Origin of the sequence: Enterococcus sp. DIV0008 (assembly GCF_050542615.1) — a bacterium.
Lineage (GTDB): Bacteria > Bacillota > Bacilli > Lactobacillales > Enterococcaceae > Enterococcus_D > Enterococcus_D innesii.
The window spans coordinates 2,892,777-2,912,379 of record NZ_CP172937.1 but is presented as its reverse complement, the minus strand read 5'-3'; the positions used below and the strand labels follow the sequence as shown (position 1 = coordinate 2,912,379).

Annotated in this window: 17 protein-coding genes; 16 read left to right on the top strand and 1 reads right to left on the bottom strand. The window is 44.4% G+C overall.

Translation table 11 applies throughout. The features are described from left to right. Nucleotides 1–9 precede the first annotated feature (9 nt). The 4 genes from IGI84_RS13605 to IGI84_RS13590 all read left to right on the top strand — a co-directional run bounded on the left by IGI84_RS13605 (nt 10) and on the right by IGI84_RS13590 (nt 4,807). Entirely contained in the window at nt 10–1,866 is a 1,857-nt protein-coding gene (locus tag IGI84_RS13605; RefSeq protein WP_220426492.1) for a carbohydrate-binding domain-containing protein, read from the top strand. 170 nt (nt 1,867–2,036) lie between these two features. Beyond that, the gene (locus IGI84_RS13600; protein ID WP_220426491.1) at nt 2,037–3,521 is read left to right on the top strand and encodes an ABC transporter permease; all 1,485 of its coding nucleotides are present in this window, start codon (nt 2,037–2,039) and stop codon (nt 3,519–3,521) included. A gap of 10 nt (nt 3,522–3,531) precedes the next feature. Continuing rightward, nucleotides 3,532–4,197, top strand: coding sequence for an ABC transporter ATP-binding protein (locus tag IGI84_RS13595; protein ID WP_081117782.1), 666 nt, complete (start codon nt 3,532–3,534; stop codon nt 4,195–4,197). Nucleotides 4,198–4,354: 157 nt separating this feature from the next. Next, a complete protein-coding gene (locus IGI84_RS13590; RefSeq protein ID WP_015510428.1) occupies nt 4,355–4,807 on the top strand; it encodes a YaiI/YqxD family protein in 453 nt (150 codons plus the stop codon). 52 nt (nt 4,808–4,859) lie between these two features. Here IGI84_RS13590 and IGI84_RS13585 read toward each other — a convergent pair whose 3' ends face one another. Further along, complete coding sequence (locus IGI84_RS13585) at nt 4,860–6,602, bottom strand: ABC1 kinase family protein (protein ID WP_142425211.1); 1,743 nt, start codon at nt 6,600–6,602, stop codon at nt 4,860–4,862. Nucleotides 6,603–6,784: 182 nt separating this feature from the next. Between IGI84_RS13585 and IGI84_RS13580 the strand changes: the two genes are divergently transcribed. From IGI84_RS13580 to IGI84_RS13525, 12 genes are all read left to right on the top strand, one after another. Next, nucleotides 6,785–7,879 (top strand): D-alanine--D-alanine ligase, encoded by a 1,095-nt coding sequence (locus IGI84_RS13580; protein ID WP_140965372.1) that lies wholly within the window; start codon nt 6,785–6,787, stop codon nt 7,877–7,879. 86 nt (nt 7,880–7,965) lie between these two features. Continuing rightward, nucleotides 7,966–9,315, top strand: a complete 1,350-nt coding sequence (locus IGI84_RS13575; RefSeq protein WP_194195227.1) for a UDP-N-acetylmuramoyl-tripeptide--D-alanyl-D-alanine ligase — start codon at nt 7,966–7,968, stop codon at nt 9,313–9,315. 290 nt (nt 9,316–9,605) lie between these two features. After that, nucleotides 9,606–11,132 carry a degradosome RNA helicase CshA gene (cshA, locus tag IGI84_RS13570; protein WP_077452275.1) on the top strand — a complete coding sequence of 509 codons (1,527 nt, stop codon included), beginning with the start codon at nt 9,606–9,608 and terminating at the stop codon, nt 11,130–11,132. A gap of 203 nt (nt 11,133–11,335) precedes the next feature. Further along, entirely contained in the window at nt 11,336–11,701 is a 366-nt protein-coding gene (acpS, locus tag IGI84_RS13565; protein ID WP_077452274.1) for a holo-ACP synthase, read from the top strand. 122 nt (nt 11,702–11,823) lie between these two features. Beyond that, nucleotides 11,824–12,945 carry an alanine racemase gene (alr, locus tag IGI84_RS13560; RefSeq protein WP_194195226.1) on the top strand — a complete coding sequence of 374 codons (1,122 nt, stop codon included), beginning with the start codon at nt 11,824–11,826 and terminating at the stop codon, nt 12,943–12,945. A gap of 9 nt (nt 12,946–12,954) precedes the next feature. Then, nucleotides 12,955–13,326 carry a type II toxin-antitoxin system PemK/MazF family toxin gene (locus tag IGI84_RS13555; protein ID WP_005227961.1) on the top strand — a complete coding sequence of 124 codons (372 nt, stop codon included), beginning with the start codon at nt 12,955–12,957 and terminating at the stop codon, nt 13,324–13,326. A gap of 7 nt (nt 13,327–13,333) precedes the next feature. Beyond that, on the top strand, nt 13,334–13,630 hold the full coding sequence (locus IGI84_RS13550) for a hypothetical protein (RefSeq protein ID WP_077452272.1): 297 nt from the start codon (nt 13,334–13,336) through the stop codon (nt 13,628–13,630). A 289-nt stretch (nt 13,631–13,919) separates the two neighbouring features. Further along, complete coding sequence (rlmN, locus tag IGI84_RS13545) at nt 13,920–14,987, top strand: 23S rRNA (adenine(2503)-C(2))-methyltransferase RlmN (protein ID WP_015510422.1); 1,068 nt, start codon at nt 13,920–13,922, stop codon at nt 14,985–14,987. 194 nt (nt 14,988–15,181) lie between these two features. Then, nucleotides 15,182–15,865, top strand: coding sequence for a DUF969 domain-containing protein (locus tag IGI84_RS13540; protein ID WP_005233676.1), 684 nt, complete (start codon nt 15,182–15,184; stop codon nt 15,863–15,865). Next, entirely contained in the window at nt 15,866–16,786 is a 921-nt protein-coding gene (locus tag IGI84_RS13535) for a DUF979 domain-containing protein (RefSeq protein WP_430600453.1), read from the top strand. It abuts the gene before it with no gap. Nucleotides 16,787–16,816: 30 nt separating this feature from the next. Then, nucleotides 16,817–17,464 (top strand): pyroglutamyl-peptidase I, encoded by a 648-nt coding sequence (gene pcp / locus IGI84_RS13530; RefSeq protein ID WP_081117776.1) that lies wholly within the window; start codon nt 16,817–16,819, stop codon nt 17,462–17,464. A gap of 436 nt (nt 17,465–17,900) precedes the next feature. Next, complete coding sequence (locus IGI84_RS13525) at nt 17,901–19,562, top strand: peptide ABC transporter substrate-binding protein (protein WP_077452269.1); 1,662 nt, start codon at nt 17,901–17,903, stop codon at nt 19,560–19,562. Nucleotides 19,563–19,603 lie beyond the last annotated feature (41 nt).

Below are 19,603 nucleotides of genomic sequence, written 5' to 3'. Positions count from 1 at the left end.
GAACCTTTTATGAAAAAACTCATTTATCCACTCTTGCTCTCATCGCTGCTCTTAGGCGCTTGCGGGCAAACCGATAGTACTAGCACGAGCAGCAGTTCCAGTTCCGCAGCAGCTGTTTCCGGTTCGGCCGCAGTGACCAACGTTTCAACGACCCTTGATGATTCTGTGGACTATTACGGTAGTTACGAAGAAGAAGATGTTGATGCTTCCTACGATGAGTCAACTGCTACGCAACTTGAATTGAATGGCAGCGACACGACGGCTGTTGATGGCGTTTCAGTGGAAGACCAAACCGTGACGATCACCCAAGCCGGCACCTATGTCGTCAGCGGGTCGTTAAGTAATGGGCAACTGGTTGTCAACGTCAACAAAGAAGAAAAAGTCCATCTGATCTTTGCCGGTGTCACGATCACCAATGAAGACGGGGCGGCCGTCGTCATCGAACAAGCAGAAAAAGTCATCACGACCTTAGCCAGTGATACGACGAATACTCTGACGGATGGCAGCAGCTACACCTTGGCTGAAGGCGAGACAGAACCAGATGCTGCCTTTTATAGTAAAGAAGATTTGTCCATCAACGGCGATGGGACGCTGGTGATCACAGGAAATTACAGCAACGGACTGCGCAGCAAAGATGATTTGGTTTTAGCAGGTGGTACGATTGAAATCACAGCGAAAAACAACGCCATCAAAGGAAAAGATTCCGTATCGATCTTGGCGGGGAACTACACACTGAACACCACTGAAGGAGATGGCATCCAAGCGAATAATACGGAAGATGCGGAAAAAGGCTACGTTGCGATCGATGGTGGTACCTTTACGATCCAAAGTGGTCGTGACGGGATCCAAGCAGAAACAAATTTAAGCGTACAATCAGCTGATATTACGATCAAAACGGCTGACGGGGCACAAAGTCAATCGCTAGTGACGGATGAAAGTTACAAAGGATTGAAAGCTGGCGGTGTGATGACCATCAGCAGTGGTACCTTTGCGATCGATAGTGCGGATGATAGCCTGCATGCCAATGATACGATCAACATTGCAGGTGGCACGATCACTGCCAGCAGTGGCGATGATGGGATTCACGCCGACAATGAATTGACGATCTCCGACGGAACGATTTCTATCGAAGAATCCTATGAAGGACTAGAAGCAAGTGTAATCACGATTGCTGGTGGCACGACACACGTCGTGGCTAGCGATGACGGGATCAATGCCGGTGGTGGCAGTGATACGGATGAAACAACGGGACAATTTGGTCAAGACAGTTTTGGTGGCGGCCCTGGCGGTGGCGATACCGCGGATGACAGTAAACAGATCACGATCACTGGTGGAACGTTGGTCATTGATGCCGAAGGGGACGGCCTAGATAGTAATGGCAATGTCACCATGAGTGATGGCGTCGTCATCGTAAATGGTCCAACGACCGGAGGTAATGGTGCTTTGGACTATAACGGCACATTTGAACTCACCGGCGGCGTCTTGTTAGCGGCAGGCACGACCGATATGGCCATGAACGTTAGCGGTGGTAGTCAACAGTCGATCGGAATCAGTTTCGATCAAACCCAATCAGCAGAGACCCTAGTGACCTTAAAGGATAGTCAAGGACAGACGATCTTGTCTTATGCACCAAGCAAAAGCTACCAACACGTGGTTCTTTCTAGCCCAGATTTGACCGATAGCAGCTATACATTGGTCAGTGGGGGAACAAATGATGCACAAGCAGTCTCCGGTTATTATGCTGGCGGAACCCTTAGTGATGGGACAGAATTAGGAACATTGTCCGTCACGGATACGATCGCTAACTTGACCCAATCAGGTGCAACGGCGACAACCAATCAGATGGGCGGTGGTTTTGGTCGTTAGTTGAAGTTTCGCCAATCATCACCAAATGTTTATCCAAAAAATCAACAGATCGCAGGAAGCAGCTGCGGTCTGTTTCTACGATTCAAAAAATCAGGAGATGGTTTAAGTTCAATTTAAGCTAGGATCCTTATAGTCGAAAGACAATAAATAGCTATTCAGGAGGAACAAAGATGAATTTTTTGAAACGAGGTCTTCAAAGTTTATGGGCGAAAAAAGGCCGGAGCCTGTTGCTGATCGCCGTATTTTCTGCAATCTTGATTTTTGTATTAGCGGGTTTGACGATTCGCAGTGCGGCATTGGTAGCGACTGAAAATGCTCAGAAAAGTGTTGGCGCAACTGTGACGTTGCAAGCAAACCGCGAGCAGGCTTTTCAGCAAAGAAGTTCTTCTTCTGACAGCGATGACCAAAGCACCCGACCAGATCCAGGGAGTTTTCAATCGACGCCCGTAGCGATCACTGATGCCCAAGCGATCGCTGATTTAGACGGGGTTGCTTCATATAGTTTTGAAGTCAGTACCTCGGCTGATGCCGTCAGCGGGATCGAACCGATCTCTAGCAGTGACTCCTCGACAGAGTCAGGAACAACCGATAGCAGCGAATCGGGGCAAATGGGCGGTATGCCAGGAGGTATGCCTGGTGGGAATATGAGTACGGGTGATTTCCAAATCACTGGCGTATCAACCAGTGCGGCGTATACGACTTTTTCGGAAGGAACAGCGACGATCACGGATGGAGAAGGCATTACTTCTGAGGATGAAGGTACGAACCAAGTCCTGATCGAATCCTCACTAGCTGAAGCGAATGATTTGGCGGTCGGAGATACGTTTTCGATCACTGATGCAGAGGACAATGAAGTAGAAGTGACCATCAAAGGGATCTATGAAACGAGTGAAGTTGGCAACAGCATGAGCCAAATGTTTAACTTTCTCAACCCAGCCAACACGATCTTTGCTTCGTATACCCTTGCCAATACGTTGAGCGGCAATGAGGACACCATTGATTCGGCCACCTATACCTTGAGTGATCCGTCTGAAATGACAGCATTCGTGGAAGAAGCAGAAGGGTTGATCGATACAGAAACCTACAGCATCCAAACCAACGATCAAATGTATCAATCGATGCTGACACCGTTGAATAATGTCGCTAGCTTTGCCAAAAATATTATTGTCTTAGTTGCTGCTGCCGGTATTATTATTTTGACGTTGATCGTGATGATGTCGATTCGGGAACGTCGCTATGAGATTGGCGTATTGCTCTCTTTAGGTGAGTCACGGGCCAAAGTGATTCTACAATTTTTCACAGAGATTTTTGTCTGTATGGTGTTTGCTTTAGGGATTGCGGCCGCTAGCGGCAATCTTGTCGGTAATGCTGTCGGAGAGCAATTATTGGCGCAACAAACGGAGACGACGACTGACCAAGCAGCCACTGAAAACGCTGGTCCTGGAGGCGGGGAGATGCCGCAAATGGGCGGCAATCGTGGTGGTTCTTTCCCATCCTTCACCCAATCAGCAGAAGTGGAGTCCTTAGAAATCACCGTTTCCCCTCAACAAATTGGTCTATTGGCATTACTCGGTCTAGGGATCAGTTTTGGCTCGATCTTACTCTCTTCCGCGGGCATTTTGCGGTTGAATCCGAAAAAAATCTTGGTTTCTTAGGAGGAACGACATGACATTACGAACAGAACAATTAGGCTATTGGTATCAAAGCGAAGCAGAAGCGCTGTTTCGTGGCGTTGATTTGACCTTTGAACCTGGCAAGATGTATGCGATCTTAGGTTCCAGCGGATCGGGGAAAACAACCTTCTTGTCGCTGATCACGGGCCTAGATACCCCGAAAGAAGGAAAGATCCTTTACAACGAAGAAACGTTAGCGAAAATCGGATTGCGGGAATATCGTCGCAAAGATGTTTCCATCGTGTTCCAAGCCTATAATCTACTGCCTTATATGTCGGCACTGGACAATGTGATCACAGCCATGGCGATCGCCAAGTCACAGCAAGCCGATAAAAAGGCCTATGCTTTAGCCAACTTAGCCAAAGTTGGCATCACAGAAGAGCTGGCACTGAAAAAAGTGACCCAATTATCGGGTGGGCAACAGCAGCGGGTCGCTATCGTTCGCGCGTTGTGCTGTGAGCATGAGCTGATCGTAGCCGATGAACCGACTGGAAACTTGGATGAAACGACCTCCAAAGAAATCGTTAAACTGTTTCAAGAAATTGCCCATGAGCAAAAAAAATGTATTATCTTAGTGACCCATGAACAAGAAGTAGCAAAGGCTTGCGATGTCGTTTATGAGCTGAAGGAACGAGCCTTTTCTAAAGTTGATAGGTGAGCTTAACTGCTCGTTAGTGAAAGAAAGATCGTCATTCTAGTTCCCTCATTGAGCAAGACTGAAATGAAAATACCGCAAAGTCTGCTTGCATCTTCTAGGTGCTCCTCTTACAATAGAAGTAATTGTAAACGAAGAAATTTGTGAGAGGAGCAAGCAGATGCGGCTTTTTATTGACGGCGACGGTTCGCCAGTGAAAAATGAAGTGATTGAACTGGCTCAGCAGTATCAGCTGCCGGTAGTGATCGTGACCAGTGTCGATCATTATACGACCAAAGATTATCCTGCCCACGTTCACTTTGTCTATGTCGATAAAGGCTCGGATCGCGCGGATTATGAAATCGTGAAGGAAATAGAACCCGGCGATTTTCTCGTCACTCAAGATTATGGCTTAGCCTCGTTGGTCTTGCCGAAAAAAGCGCGGGTTTTTCACCATAATGGCACAGAGTATTTGCCAGAAACGATCGATTTTTTACTCGGACAACGCTACTTAGGTGCGCAGATGCGTAAAGCAGGCAAGCGCACAAAAGGACCGAAGCCTTTTACGAAAGAGGATCGGGAAGCCTTCAAACGAATCTTTGAAAACGAATTGCGACAGACCCTTGCAAAATAAGCACCCTCAAGACCCAGCTTCTGCATGAAACACGGGAATTGAAGGTGCTTATTTATTTCTTACGAAAACGATCATAGAAGTATTTACCAACTAAAGCCACAATCGCGAAAAATGCCAAGGTATATCCGAAGATCCCCATCTGATGGACGAAAGCTCCTTGTTGCGGACTGGCCACCACCAATAAAGAAGAACCAAGGATGACCGCAGCTAGAATAATACCGATCACCAGTCGATTGACCATCTGATCAAAGCGGTCCAATAGCTGTTTTTGTTCGCGGATTTCTAGATTCAACCGGTGTTTACCAGTCGCAAACGTGTCTAAGACAGCCAAGGTCCGATCAGGAAGATGGCTAAGTGCCCGCAAGCTTTTTGCGGTTGCCAAGGCGCTTTTTTTCACCTCATCTTCAATACTCAGCTGCTGTAGGAAATATTTTTGTGCAAAGGGCTGAGTGACTTCCATCATTGACAATTCGGGGTCTAAAGCTTTGATTACACCTTCCAAGGTGCCAAAAGCCTTGATCAGCAAGGTGATGTCTCGATGCATCTGCAGTTGGTTATCATGGCAGATTGTGATGACTTCCGCCATCACTTTTTGCAAGTCGATATCCTTTAGCGGCATATTATAGTAATTTTCAACAAATTTTTGTAGGTCTTGGTAGAAGGCGACTTCGTCAAAGGAACTGCCGCTGCTGTTGCACAACCGCAAGACAGCTTTACCGACTTCTTGGGTGTCTTGGGTATAAAGAGCAATCAACGCATCGGCTAAACGGCTGCGTAAAGACTGATCCAAATGCCCCATCATCCCAAAGTCCAAGAAAATCACTTGGTAAGGCGGCATGACCGCTTCTTCTTGCCATTTCAACGAATAATCGACACCACCAAGGACACCGACGCGCTGCTTGACCTGAAATGGTTTTGGTCGATTGGCTTGATCTGTGAAGACATGTAAAAAAAGATTGCCAGGATGCGGATCAGCGTGAAAGAAGCCATCTTCAAAGACTTGCTTCATAAAGTTTTCGACTAATAGCGTGCCCACTTGTTTTTTCACGGCTTTCACGGACTGATTGTCATAAACGATGTCTTGATTGTTGCGGGTCAGCAAGCAATTCAAGCTTTCACCGGCCATGTAATCCATGACTAATACTTTTTGAGTACACCATTCGGGATAAACTTTAGGCAATGCCAACTGCGGGTCTTGGTGATTGTTGCGGTAGAATTCCTGTGCATTTTTCATCTCTTGCAAAAAATTCGTTTCATTGGCAAGGGATCGTCGGACTTCGCTTAGCACGCTTTTTAAATCCACTACATTGGCTTCTGGAATTGCGCGAACCAACGGCAGGGCTTTTTCAAAAAGATCGAGATCCACTTGGATCGCCGCAATGATCCCCGGATGCTGTACTTTGACGATCACTTCTTTGCCGCTGAGCAAGTTTGCTCGATGGGCTTGTCCGATGGAAGCTGAGGCGACTGGAATTTCATCAAAAGCGGAAAAAACTTCCGTTAGCGGTTGCTGCAGTTCTGCTTCCAGCAGTGCTTTGACCTTGGGAAATGGATCACTTTTGACATTGTCCTGTAGCTGCTTGAAGGCATCAACGAAGGTGCTGGAAAGCAGATCATTGCGGACCGAAAGCATCTGCCCGATCTTGATAAATGTTGGTCCTAATTCTTCAAACGCTTGACGCACCATTTCGGGGTGCTGCTGTTTGCTGATATTTTGAACGACTTTGTATTTCAAAAAGACTTGAACGATTTGTTTTAATCGTCCTTTTCTAGAAGGAGCGGTTTGTTCTGTCATAAGTCCCACCTCTTTAAACGTGCCGTGATATATTCATAGTACTGACAAAATCAAAAACATTCAACTAACGACTGTGTAAGCTTAAAGAAATTTCTGCAAGATTTAATGCCGGTTGGTCGATTTTGTGCTAAAATGTGGAAGACTTAGTTTGGTAGAATCAATGAATACAGGAGGAAATTCTTTTGAAAATCATTTTATTATACGGGGGACGCAGTGCAGAGCATGAGGTATCACTGTTATCCGCTTTTTCAGTTGTTAATGCTGTATATTATAATTACTACCAAGTTCAATTAGTAATGATCACCAAAGAAGGACGCTGGTTAAAAGGCCCGTTATTGTCTGAGGCGCCAACGTCACCAGATACTTTGGCATTGACCAACGAAGAGACCAAAGGGGAAGAAATTTCACCTGGGGAAATCTATGAAGAAGACGCGATCGTCTTTCCATTGCTCCATGGACCAAACGGCGAAGACGGCACGATCCAAGGGTTTTTAGAAACCATCGGAATGCCTTATGTCGGAGCCGGTGTCTTGACTAGTGCCTGCGGGATGGACAAAATCATGACCAAGTACATCTTGCAAGCTGCGGGAATTCCGCAAGTTCCGTATGTACCAGTCTTGAAAAATGCGTGGAAAGAAAATCCGAAAAAGATTTTTGATCAATGCGAAGGCAGTCTCCTTTATCCGATGTTTGTCAAACCAGCCAACATGGGCTCAAGTGTCGGTATCTCGAAAGCAGAGAACCGCGAAGAACTGCAAAATGCGTTGCAAGAAGCGTATCGCTACGATACCCGAGCGATCGTTGAACAAGGAATCGAAGCTCGTGAGATCGAAGTCGCTGTTCTTGGAAACGAAGACGTGCGGACCACCATGCCGGGAGAAATCGTGAAAGATGTTGCCTTTTATGATTACAATTCCAAATACATTGACAACCGAATCGAGATGCAGATTCCTGCACAAATTCCCGAAGAAACACAAGCCAAAGCCCAAGAGTTTGCGAAAAAAGCCTATACAATGCTAGGCGGCAGCGGATTGAGCCGTTGTGATTTCTTTTTGACCAATAAAAATGAGCTCTTTTTAAATGAGCTGAACACGATGCCAGGGTTCACTGAATTTAGCATGTACCCACTGTTATGGGAGAAGACCGGCTTGCCTTATGGGGATTTGATTGAAGAATTGATCCAATTAGGGATGAATCGTTTCAACCAAAGACGTTCGTTCTTGACCAACGTAGAAGCAACCGAAACGGAAGCAGAAAACGAAAACGAAGCAGAATAAATAGCAGGAAGAAAGCCAGCTCAACTCAAGGAAAATACTTGAAGCGATCTTGTGCTTTCTTTTTTTGTAAAAAAGGAGCGAACCTGATGAATTTTACTGTAAAAGAAGCCGCTGCCGTATTTGGTCAGCAAATTGAAAATGAAACGCCACTTGCCTCTGTGGAATTCGACAGCCGTCTGATCAAAGAAAACAGTCTTTTTGTTCCCTTAGCGGGGACCCGTGATGGACATGAATTTGCCCAGCAAGCCAAAGACAATGGTGCGATCGCCACACTGTGGAGCCATCCTACGATCGAACCACCGCAAGACATCCTTGTGATTCCTGTCACGGATACCGTCAAAGCGTTTCAACAATTGGCACGAGCGTATAAAGAAAAGCTTGCACCGAAAATCATCGGTATTACTGGAAGTAACGGGAAAACGACCACCAAAGATATGGTTGAAGCGGTCATGGCCCAAAAGTACCAGACCTATAAAACCCAAGGCAACCACAACAATGAATTAGGCGTGCCTTTGACTATCTTGCATGCACCAGAAGATACCCAAGTGTTGATTTTAGAAATGGGAATGGATCATGCAGGAGAAATCGAAGTCCTTTCGCGCTTAGCAGAACCTGATGCAGCAGCGATCACTTTGATTGGGGAAGCCCACATTGAAAATTTAGGATCCAGAGAAGGGATCGCCAAAGCCAAAATGGAGATCACCGCAGGATTGAAAAAAGACGGCTTCTTTATGATGCCGGCAGATGAACCATTGTTAGAGCCCTTTGTTCCTAATTTGACGCAAACCATTGAAACTTTTGGCTTAACTGAGGGAGACCTGCAAGGAGACATCGTAGAGGAATCGCAAGACCATACGATTTTTACGGTTGCAGGTACCACCTTTACCCTGCCGGTATTAGGCGGCTATAATGTCAAAAATGCCTTGATCGCGATTGGGTTAGGACGTCATTTTGGTGTAGCAGATGAAGCCATCAAGGAAGGCTTGGCGCATTTTCAATTAACGAAAAATCGGACCCAATGGGTGACTGCCGATAATGGGGCAGCGATTTTGAGTGATATTTACAATGCCAATCCGACAGCCATGGGTCTCGTATTGGATAGTTTCCGCAAATTGCCATTAGCAGGACGACGGATCGCCGTATTAGCAGATATGCTTGAATTAGGACCAGATTCTGCACAAATGCACGAGCAGATGGCCGCACACTTAGACGACTCGTTCCAACTAGTTTTTCTTTATGGCAAAGAAATGCAAGCATTGCACAAACGACTAGCTCAGTCACCACTTGCTGACAAGGTGCGCTATTTTGCGATCGATGAAAAACCGCAACTGATCGCCTCCTTAAAGGAAACTTTAGAACCTTCCGACAGCTTGGTAATCAAAGGGAGCAATGGCATGGGCTTGAGCGAAGTCGTTGATGCACTAAAAGGAATGTAAAGGGGAGTTGAAATCTTGCTGAAACTTTCAAAACGTGTTATACTTATCTAACGCCGAAAGATGAAGCACAGAATGATTACTGTAAAAAACATTGACGTTTTGAGATAAAATGATGGCTGAGACAAACAACACTTGTTTTAGCCTTTTATAATGCCTTCGTGAAGCGGTTTTTCGGTACCAAGAGAAAGATAAGAGTAAATGGGACTACTCTTGTGTTTCTGAAGAACTAACCTACGCTTCGATGATAGAAAAACAGGCATCGAAAAGATGACCAGCCTAGGAGGATCCATTTGAAATTTAAAGATCTAGAATTATCCAACGAATTATTGACTTCTGTTGAGCGTGCCGGCTTTGAAGAAGCAACACCCATCCAAGAAGCAACGATTCCATTAGCCTTAGCAGGCAAAGACGTGATCGGTCAAGCACAGACCGGTACTGGTAAAACCGCCGCATTTGGTTTGCCAATGTTAGAAAAAATTGACCCAACGAACCATCAACTACAAGGATTAGTGATTGCCCCAACCCGTGAATTAGCGATCCAAACCCAAGAAGAATTGTACCGTCTTGGTAAAGACAAAAAAATTCGTGTACAAGCAGTTTACGGTGGAGCCGATATCGGCCGTCAAATCCGTCAACTAAAAGATCGTCCCCACATCGTAGTTGGTACACCAGGTCGTATGTTAGACCATATCAACCGCCACACCTTGAAATTAGGCACCGTTGAAACGCTTGTATTAGATGAAGCGGATGAAATGTTGAACATGGGCTTCTTGGAAGATATTGAAAAAATCATCAGCCAAGTTCCAGATGTTCGTCAAACGTTGCTATTTTCAGCAACAATGCCGCCAGCAATCAAAAATATCGGCGTGAAATTCATGAAAGAGCCTGAACATGTACAGATCAAAGCCAAAGAAATGACCGCTGATTTGATCGATCAATACTATGTTCGTTCAAAAGACTACGAAAAATTTGATATCATGACTCGCTTATTGGATGTGCAAACGCCAGAATTGACCATCGTTTTTGGTCGTACGAAACGTCGTGTCGATGAATTGGCGCGCGGCTTAGAAGCCCGTGGCTATAAAGCAGAAGGCATTCATGGAGACCTTTCTCAACAAAAACGGATGAGCGTTTTGCGTTCATTCAAGAGTGGTCAACTAGATATCTTAGTTGCCACAGACGTTGCAGCTCGTGGATTGGATATCTCTGGCGTGACACACGTATATAACTACGATATTCCTCAAGATCCTGAAAGCTATGTTCACCGGATCGGACGTACTGGCCGTGCTGGAAAAGGCGGAATGTCTGTGACTTTCGTTACACCAAACGAAATGAGCTATCTGCACGTCATTGAAAACTTAACGAAAAAACGGATGACACCAATGCGCCCACCGACCGAAAAAGAAGCATTCAAAGGTCAACTAGGTGCCGCAATCGAATCTGTTGAAACCAAATTGGATGAAAATGGTTTGGATAAATACTTGCAAGCAGCCGACGATCTATTAGAACGTTATTCTGCACAAGATTTAGCAGCATTGCTTCTAAAAACCATGGCGAAAGATCCTGCTGATTTAGCACCAGTCAAGATCACACCAGAGCGTCCATTGCCTCAAGGGAAAAAATCATTCAACAAAAATGGTCGTCGCAGCAATAACAGCAATGGCGGCAATCGTAACCGCAAAGAAAACGGTGGGAACCGTGGCGGCGGCAACGGCAATAAAGCCCGCGGCAACTATTCAAAAGATGGTGCCCGTAAAAACAACCGCCGCAGCAACGACAAAAAACGCGGTTTTGTTATCAGAAATAACCAAGACTAATTAAGTTTGTGGACCTTGTAAGTAAACTTGCAAGGTCTTTTTTTATATAAAAAACAAATGCCAGTGATTGAAAATCTTAATCTCCGTATAAACTCGTCAGATTTGAATGGTAATTCGCCATTTTTTTGGTAGAATGGTAACTAGCTAAACAAGGGCCAATTCCAATTTGGAAACCCCTATCTTAAGTAAAGGTAGCGAGAAGAATGATCAAAGGAATCGGGATCGATGCAGTCGAGCTGCCTCGAATGAAAGAATTAATTGAAAAAAAACCGCAGTTTATAACGCGTATTTTAACAGAGAAGGAAGCAAAATTATTTGCCCGTTTGCCCCTGAAACGTCAAGTTGAGTTCCTCGGGGGGCGCTATGCCTGCAAAGAAGCGTTCTCGAAAGCTTGGGGGACAGGGATCGGCAAAGTTTCTTTTCACGATATTGAAGTCTTGACCAATGAATTCGGTGCACCGATCGTCACTAAAGCACCGCACCCTTTAGAAAAAATTTTTGTCAGTATCACTCATACAAACGATACTGCCTTTGCACAAATTATCTTAGAAGTATCGGATAGCGAGTAACCTGAGTGGAAGTCGTCACTTGGTGAAGAAAATTACGATACTTTATGGACGAACAGACGACTACATAAAACCAACTTAATTTGTTTGTCTGATCAAGCACTAGTAGAAAGAAGGAACTGGAAATGGTGGTTGCTTACCATAGACCAACGAAAGCGATTATTGATACAACAGCGATTACCGAAAACATCAAAAATGAGATTGCTCACTTACCAAGTGAGACGTTTCTTTTTGCGGTAGTCAAAGCCAATGGGTACGGGCACGGAGCGGTACAAACGGCTCAAGCAGCCAAAGAAGGCGGCGCAGTAGGTTTTTGCGTTGCGACGATTGATGAAGCGATCGAATTGCGAGAAGCAGGGATCAATGAGCCGCTACTGATTTTAGGAGTTGTGAACGTGCATGACATTCCCTTACTTGCGGAATACGATTTTTCTTTTCCAGTCGCTTCGATGGACTGGTTGGTAGAAGCTGATACTTATTTAAATGAAAATCCTATAAAGACATCCCTTAAAGTACATGTCAAAGTGGATACCGGCATGGGGAGAATCGGCTTTTTAACCCCAGAAGAAGTGCGTCAAGCCGTTCTTTGGTTGGAAGATCATCCCTCTTTTGATTGGGAAGGAATCTTTACCCATTTCTCTACAGCTGATCAAGCTGATACGACTTATTGGGAAACCCAGCACCAGCGATTTAAAGAAGTCTTAACTGTTTTGCCTTATTTGCCGACATATATACATACAGGCAATAGTGCGACCTCCTTGTGGCACAAAGAGGCTGTTGGGAATATGGTCCGTTTTGGGATCGCGATGTATGGATTGAATCCGTCAGGTCATACATTGAAGGAACCATTCTCCTTAAAACCAGCCCTTTCACTTGTTTCTGAACTGATCCAAGTGAAATTACTTGAAAAAGGAGCGGGGATTGGCTATGGTGAGACATATATCACGCCCCGTCAGGAATGGATCGGCACCGTGCCTATCGGTTATGCGGATGGCTGGTTACGAAAAATGCAAGGATTCTCGATCTTAGTAGAAGGCGAACCTTGTGAAATCGTCGGTCGGGTGTGTATGGATCAACTGATGATTCGTTTGCCGAAGGAATTTGCTGTCGGTACAACGGTCACGTTGATTGGTGAGAATCATGGGAAACGAATTACGATGCAGGATGTTGCAGACCAGTTAGAAACGATTCACTATGAAGTAGCGTGCACCCTCTCAGCAAGGGTTCCGCGAGAATATAAAAGTTAGGGTGGTCCTATGGTAAAAAGGGGAGATATTTATTTTGCCGATCTTTCACCAGTCGTTGGATCGGAGCAAGGCGGAATACGGCCGGTCTTGATCATTCAAAATGACTTGGGCAATCACTTCAGTCCCACCGTGATCATTGCGGCGATCACGGCAAAAATGGCGAAGCCGAAATTACCAACCCACATTGGGATTTCCGCTTCTTGCACAGGGATTGGCAAAGACTCCGTCATTTTGATGGAACAGATCCGCACGATCGACAAAAGTCGGTTGAAAGAAAAGGTTTGTCATTTAGACGATAAAGTGATGTGTGAAGTCGATGCTGCTTTGATGATCAGTATTGGTGTGGAGCCGACCTTTGCCACATCAACGATCGAGGTGTAAAACAGCAATGGGGTATTTATTTTTAATAGCAGTTGTCATTTTATTGATTCTCTTTACTTATAAACATATTCGCCGTTTTCTTTCAGAAACCAAAAAGCGCAACGAAACCATGGAACAAGGGTATTACCTTGTGAGTCATACATATGAAGAGAAACGGGAACAGACCTATTATTATGGCGTTTTTCAACAAGGAGACAAAGAACTAATATTAGAAATGTCACTCCAGCTTTATTTACAGCTACAGCCACCGCAACGGGGGATGTTGACCGCAAAAGAAGGCCGAGTCCTTTCTTTTGAAGGGTGATCTTGTCAATAAAGCAACGCCCATGGGGAAAGAGCCGAAATAAGCAGGAAAGAACCGCTCTATTTTGTTCATAGGAGTAGGTTCGACTCCTGCTTTTTTTGTGCATGTCTTTGTGAGAGTGTTTCTATGGATAAATGAACCGTTAAACGGAATAAAGGAGACCTTTAAAAAAGAGCAATGCAACAAAAAATTGCTGCTGAAAGACTGAGAGGAAGGGACAAGGCACGGTTGCTTTTCACAAAGAATTCAGTTATAGTATGTAGCGACTAGTTTGAAAAGAGGGAAAAAAGTGAACCCATCGATTTATGGACTTACCAAATCAGATTTATCTTTGTGGATAACTGAACAAAATGAAAAGAAATTCCGGGCCAACCAAGTGTGGGAGTGGCTCTATGAAAAACGAGTAACCAGCTTTGAAGAAATGACCAATCTACCGAAGCCTTTGATTGAGAAACTGTCGGCAGCCTTTGTGATCAATCCCCTGAAACAGATGGTGGTACAAGAAGCCAGTGACGGGACCGTCAAATATTTATTCCAATTGCCAGACAATCACATGATTGAAACGGTCTTGATGCGTCAAGAATATGGCATGTCCGTTTGTGTGACGACCCAAGTCGGCTGCAACATCGGCTGTACCTTTTGTGCTAGTGGGTTATTAAAGAAACAACGAGACTTAACGGCAGGCGAGATCGTGGCTCAAATCATGTTAGTGCAACACTATTTTGATGAACGCAACGAGGGAGAACGAGTCTCTCACGTAGTCGTCATGGGGATCGGCGAACCTTTTGATAACTATGACAATGTGATGCATTTCTTACAGATTATCAACGACCCGAAAGGCTTAGCGATCGGCGCGCGGCATATTACCGTGTCAACCAGCGGCTTAGCGCATAAAATCAGAGAGTTTGCGGAAAACGGCTTGCAAGTGAACTTGGCCATTTCGCTGCATGCCCCAAATAACGAAGTCAGAACCTCTATGATGCGGATCAATCGGAGCTTCCCAATTGAAAAACTGATGGCAGCGGTCGATTATTATTTAGAAAAAACCAATCGCCGCATCACGTTTGAGTATATCATGCTGGATCATGTCAACGACCGACCGGAACATGCCCGTCAGTTGGCAGCATTATTGAAGGATAAAAAGAAATTGTCTTACGTCAACTTGATTCCTTATAACCCAGTGAGTGAACATGACCAATATGCTCGAAGTAAAAAAGCCGATGTGTTAGCTTTTTATGACATTTTAAAGAAAAACGGCATCAACTGTGTGATTCGTAAAGAACATGGGACAGATATTGACGCAGCTTGCGGACAGCTGCGAAGCAAACAAATGAAAAAAGAAGCCTCTGCTTCTTAAATACGTAAAATAAAAGAAGGACTGCACAAGCGCAGTTCTTCTTTTGTTTTTTATTATCTAAACATTAAAAAAACGCCTTAAAGAAAGCGTATTCCCGCAAAGAAAATTCAAAAAATATTGTTTTACAAGAAAAAAATAGATTATACTAAAGGCTGGTATTCATTAAAAATAACTTATCGTGAAAGGATGATTTGATGGAATGGATTAAATTAATTGGTATTCTAGTTATTTTAGTCGGCTTTTTGCTGAAGCTAGATACTATTGCTGTCGTAATCGTTGCTGGTTTTGTCACCGCGCTTGTGTCGGGGATTTCTGTTGTTGATTTTTTAACAATGTTAGGAGAAGCGTTTGTCAATAATCGACTCGTGACACTGTTCTTGCTGACGCTACCAATGGTCGGCTTGTCGGAACGTTTTGGCTTGAAACAGCAGGCCGTCATATTGATTGAAAAAATCAAAGGCTTGACACCAGGGAAGTTTTTGAGTTTGTACTTATTTATTCGGGAACTTGCTGGCTTTTTCTCTATTCGGATCCAAGGACATACGCAATTTATCCGCCCAATCGTTAACCCAATGGCGCAAGCTGCTGGGGAAAATAAATTTGGGGAACTGGATGAAAAAGATCAGGAAAAAATCAAAGCTCGGGCTGCCGCTAATGAAAATTTCGGGAATTTCTTTGCGCAAAATACCTTCGTGGCTGCTTCTGGTGTGCTGTTGATCGTAGGAACGTTGCAATCTCTTGGGTATGATGTGGCAGCTAGTTCAATCGCGCAAGCCTCATTGCCGATCGCATTGATCGTCTTAGTCATTGCTACATTGTCGAACTTGCTCTTTGATCGAAAATTAGCAAAAAAATATGGCAAGAAGGAGGAGAAATAGATGGAAGGAATCGTTAACGGATTATTGGAATTCTTTTATATCTTGATCGGATTGCTGTCGATCATGACGGCTGTACGGGTTTTTCGTGAAGCGGATCATCCTACCCGATTAGGCACCTCTGCTTTTTGGTTACTGCTAGGGATCGTCTTTGCTTTCGGGAATTTCTTGCCGTATCTTGTGGACGGGATTTTGATCGTTTTGATGGGCTGTTTGACCTTCTTCAAACAAGTGCAGATTGGTAAAATCGTGAACGTGGATGATGAAAAAGCAGAAGCATCGGCTAAACGGATCGGTAGTACGATCTTCGTGCCATGTATCAGTTTAGCATTGATCGCTGTAGTGATTTCTTATACGCCATTAGGGGGCCAAGTTGGGATCGGGATCGCATCGATCTTAGCACTCTTGTTGGCAGTCGTGTTGACTTCCGCTAAACCCAAAACAGTGCTGGACGATTCTGATCGGATGCTTCGTCAAGTCGGAACTGCGGGTATCTTGCCGCAGTTATTAGCAGCACTAGGTGTCATTTTTAACGCTGCTGGTGTCGGTGATGTGATTTCTCAAGGAATCTCTGGTGTCGTGCCAGAAGGCAATCGTTTTATCGGTGTCGTGGCTTACTGTTTAGGAATGATGATCTTTACTATGATCATGGGAAATGGCTTTGCGGCATTTACTGTTATTACCGCCGGCATTGGTGTACCTTTCGTAATGGCGCAAGGTGGCGACCCCGTCGTTGCTGGTGCGTTGGCAATGACCGCTGGTTTTTGTGGCACATTGCTGACTCCGATGGCAGCCAATTTCAACGCATTGCCAGTGGCCTTGTTAGAGATGAAAGACCCCAATGGTGTCATTAAAGCACAAGCCCCAATTGCTTTAATATTGTTAGTGATTCACATCGCTTTAATGTACTTTTGGGCATTTTAGTGGTAAAACAGAGATGGAAGGATGATGGAAATGAAATTATTAATTACCGGATTTGATCCATTTGGCGGAGAAGCAATCAATCCTGCCTTAGAAGCAGTGAAATTACTGCCAGATACAATTCATGGTGCACAGATCGTGAAAGCAGAGATCCCCACTGTATTTGGGAAATCAGCGGCGATCGTCGAAGAGAAAATTGAAGAGATCCACCCAGATGTCGTCTTAAACATCGGTCAAGCGGGCGGACGGTTTGCCATCTCACCAGAACGAGTGGCAATCAATGTGGATGATGCCCGGATTCCTGATAATGAAGGCAATCAACCCGTCGATGAAGTGATCCAAACAGAAGGAAAGCCTGCCTACTTCACACAACTGCCGATCAAAGCAATGGTAGAAAACATGAAAAAAGCCGGAATACCTGCAGCCGTTTCTAATACTGCTGGAACCTTTGTCTGCAACCACATCATGTATCAAGTACAATACATGATCGATACAAAATACCCGGAAATGAAAGGTGGTTTTATCCACGTGCCGTTTATTCCTCAGCAAGTCGTCGATAAAGCAGGACAGCCTGCAATGAGCATCGAAGACATCGCCAAAGGATTAACTGCAGCAGTGGAAGCCATCGTTGATTATGCCGACAAAGAAGATTTAAAAGCGATTGGCGGCGCGATCCATTAATCATTGAAGGGCATCCTTTCGCGGAGGCAACAAGTGTCCTTGAAGCGAGAAGACCTGATCCTATGGGATCAGGTCTTTTTTTGGACTGTTTTGAGAAAATTCATTGGTGATTGCTGTATATTTACACTTCTATCAGGGGTTTCTCATTTTGACGGATCAAATGAAAAAGAAAGGCAGAAAACGAATGTAAGTTACATTTAACCATGTTTTTTTATTATTATTTTTGCATTATTTCTTATAAATAAAGAAAGGAAAAATAGCATTTAACGAGTGTTTGATGAGAGTAAGGTAAGTAAATACCAATAAAACTTTCTTCCAAAGGTGTTTTTTATCGAAAAAGGGATTGCTTTTTTAATAATTATTAATTAAAATCTTATCTAACTTCAGAAATCGAATGATTATTCTGAAAATTAATTCAATTAAGGGGTAGGACAGGATGAAAAATAAATGGGCCTATGGTTTAGTAGCTGTGTGTGGCGTGGTGTTAGCCGGCTGTACAACAGGCGGAACAAATAGTTCAAGCAATGACACAGCAACTAGCGGCGATAGCAACGCAGAACAAGTATTTAACGTAGTGGTTTCACAAGAAATGCCAAGTGCGGATCTCTCATTAGCAACCGATACGATCAGCTTCAGTGCGTTGAACAATGTATATGAAGGACTGTATCGTTTGGATGCTGACAGCACACCACAACCTGCTGGTGCAGCTGAAGCAGCTGAAGTCAGCGAGGATGGACTAACTTACAAGATCAAATTGCGTGAAGATGCGAAATGGTCAAATGGTGACCCTGTTACAGCAGCGGATTATGTCTATGGCTGGCAACGGACGGTCAAACCTGAAACTGCATCAGAATATGCGTATCTATTTTCACCAGTCAAAAATGCGGATGCCATCACAGCTGGCGATACCGATCCATCAGAGCTAGGCATCAAAGCAGTGGGGGATTACGAATTAGAAATCACCCTAGAAAAAGCAACACCTTACTTTGATTACTTATTAGCATTTCCATCCTTCTTCCCACAAAATCAAAAAGTAGTGGAAGAAAATGGCGATCAATATGCATCAACCAGCGACAATGCCGTTTATAATGGACCATTTGTCTTGACTGGTTTTGATGGACCAGGAACGGATACAGAATGGGCTTATGAAAAGAACGATCAGTATTGGGACAAAGACACTGTTAAATTACAAACGATCAACGTAAGCGTCGTGAAAGAATCCTCAACTGCCTTGAATCTTTTCCAAGATGGTCAAGCAGATGATGTCATCCTAACAGGTGAACTGGCGCAACAGATGGCTAACGACGAAGCATTCGTTTCTCAACCAGAAGCAACGACTTCTTACTTAGAATTGAATCAACGTGATGAAGATTCACCTTTCCGTAACGAAAACTTGCGTAAAGCAATCTCTTATGCGATCGACCGTGATGCCTTAGTAACATCGATCTTAGGTGATGGTTCAATTGCTTCAACTGGTTTGGTGCCGGAAGGCATGACTTTCAGCCCTGGCGATCATACAGACTTCACAGAAGCAGCTGGCAGCGTCATTAGCTACGATCAAGAGAAAGCAAAAGAATATTGGGAAAAAGCCAAAGAAGAATTAGGAATCGATTCATTAGAATTTGATATCTTAGCTTCTGATACAGACTCAACCAAGAAAATCATTGAGTACTTGCAAGACACGATCGAAAAAACATTGGACGGTGTGAAAGTCACGTTAAGTCCAGTTCCATTCTCTGTTCGTTTGGATCGTTCAAATGCGGGTGATTTTGATACAGTAATGGGCGGTTGGGGTGCTGACTATGCCGATGCAAGTAGCTTTACTGACTTGTTTACGACAGGCAACTCATACAACCGTGGTCAATGGAGCAGTGAAGAATACGATGCAGCTGTAAAAGCAGCAGGTACGACCAATGCCAATGACCCTGACAAACGTTGGGAAGATTTAGTCAATGCAGAAAAAATCATTATGAATGAACAAGGTGTCATTCCAGTTTATCAAAAAGCGGAAGCACACTTACGTGCAACAAAAGTCAAAGGTGTTGTTGCTCACGCAGCAGGCGCACAATACGACTACAAGTGGACATCAATCGAATAATCACGAGTAGTTGACTTGAAATGCCGAAGAAAAGGCTGGGA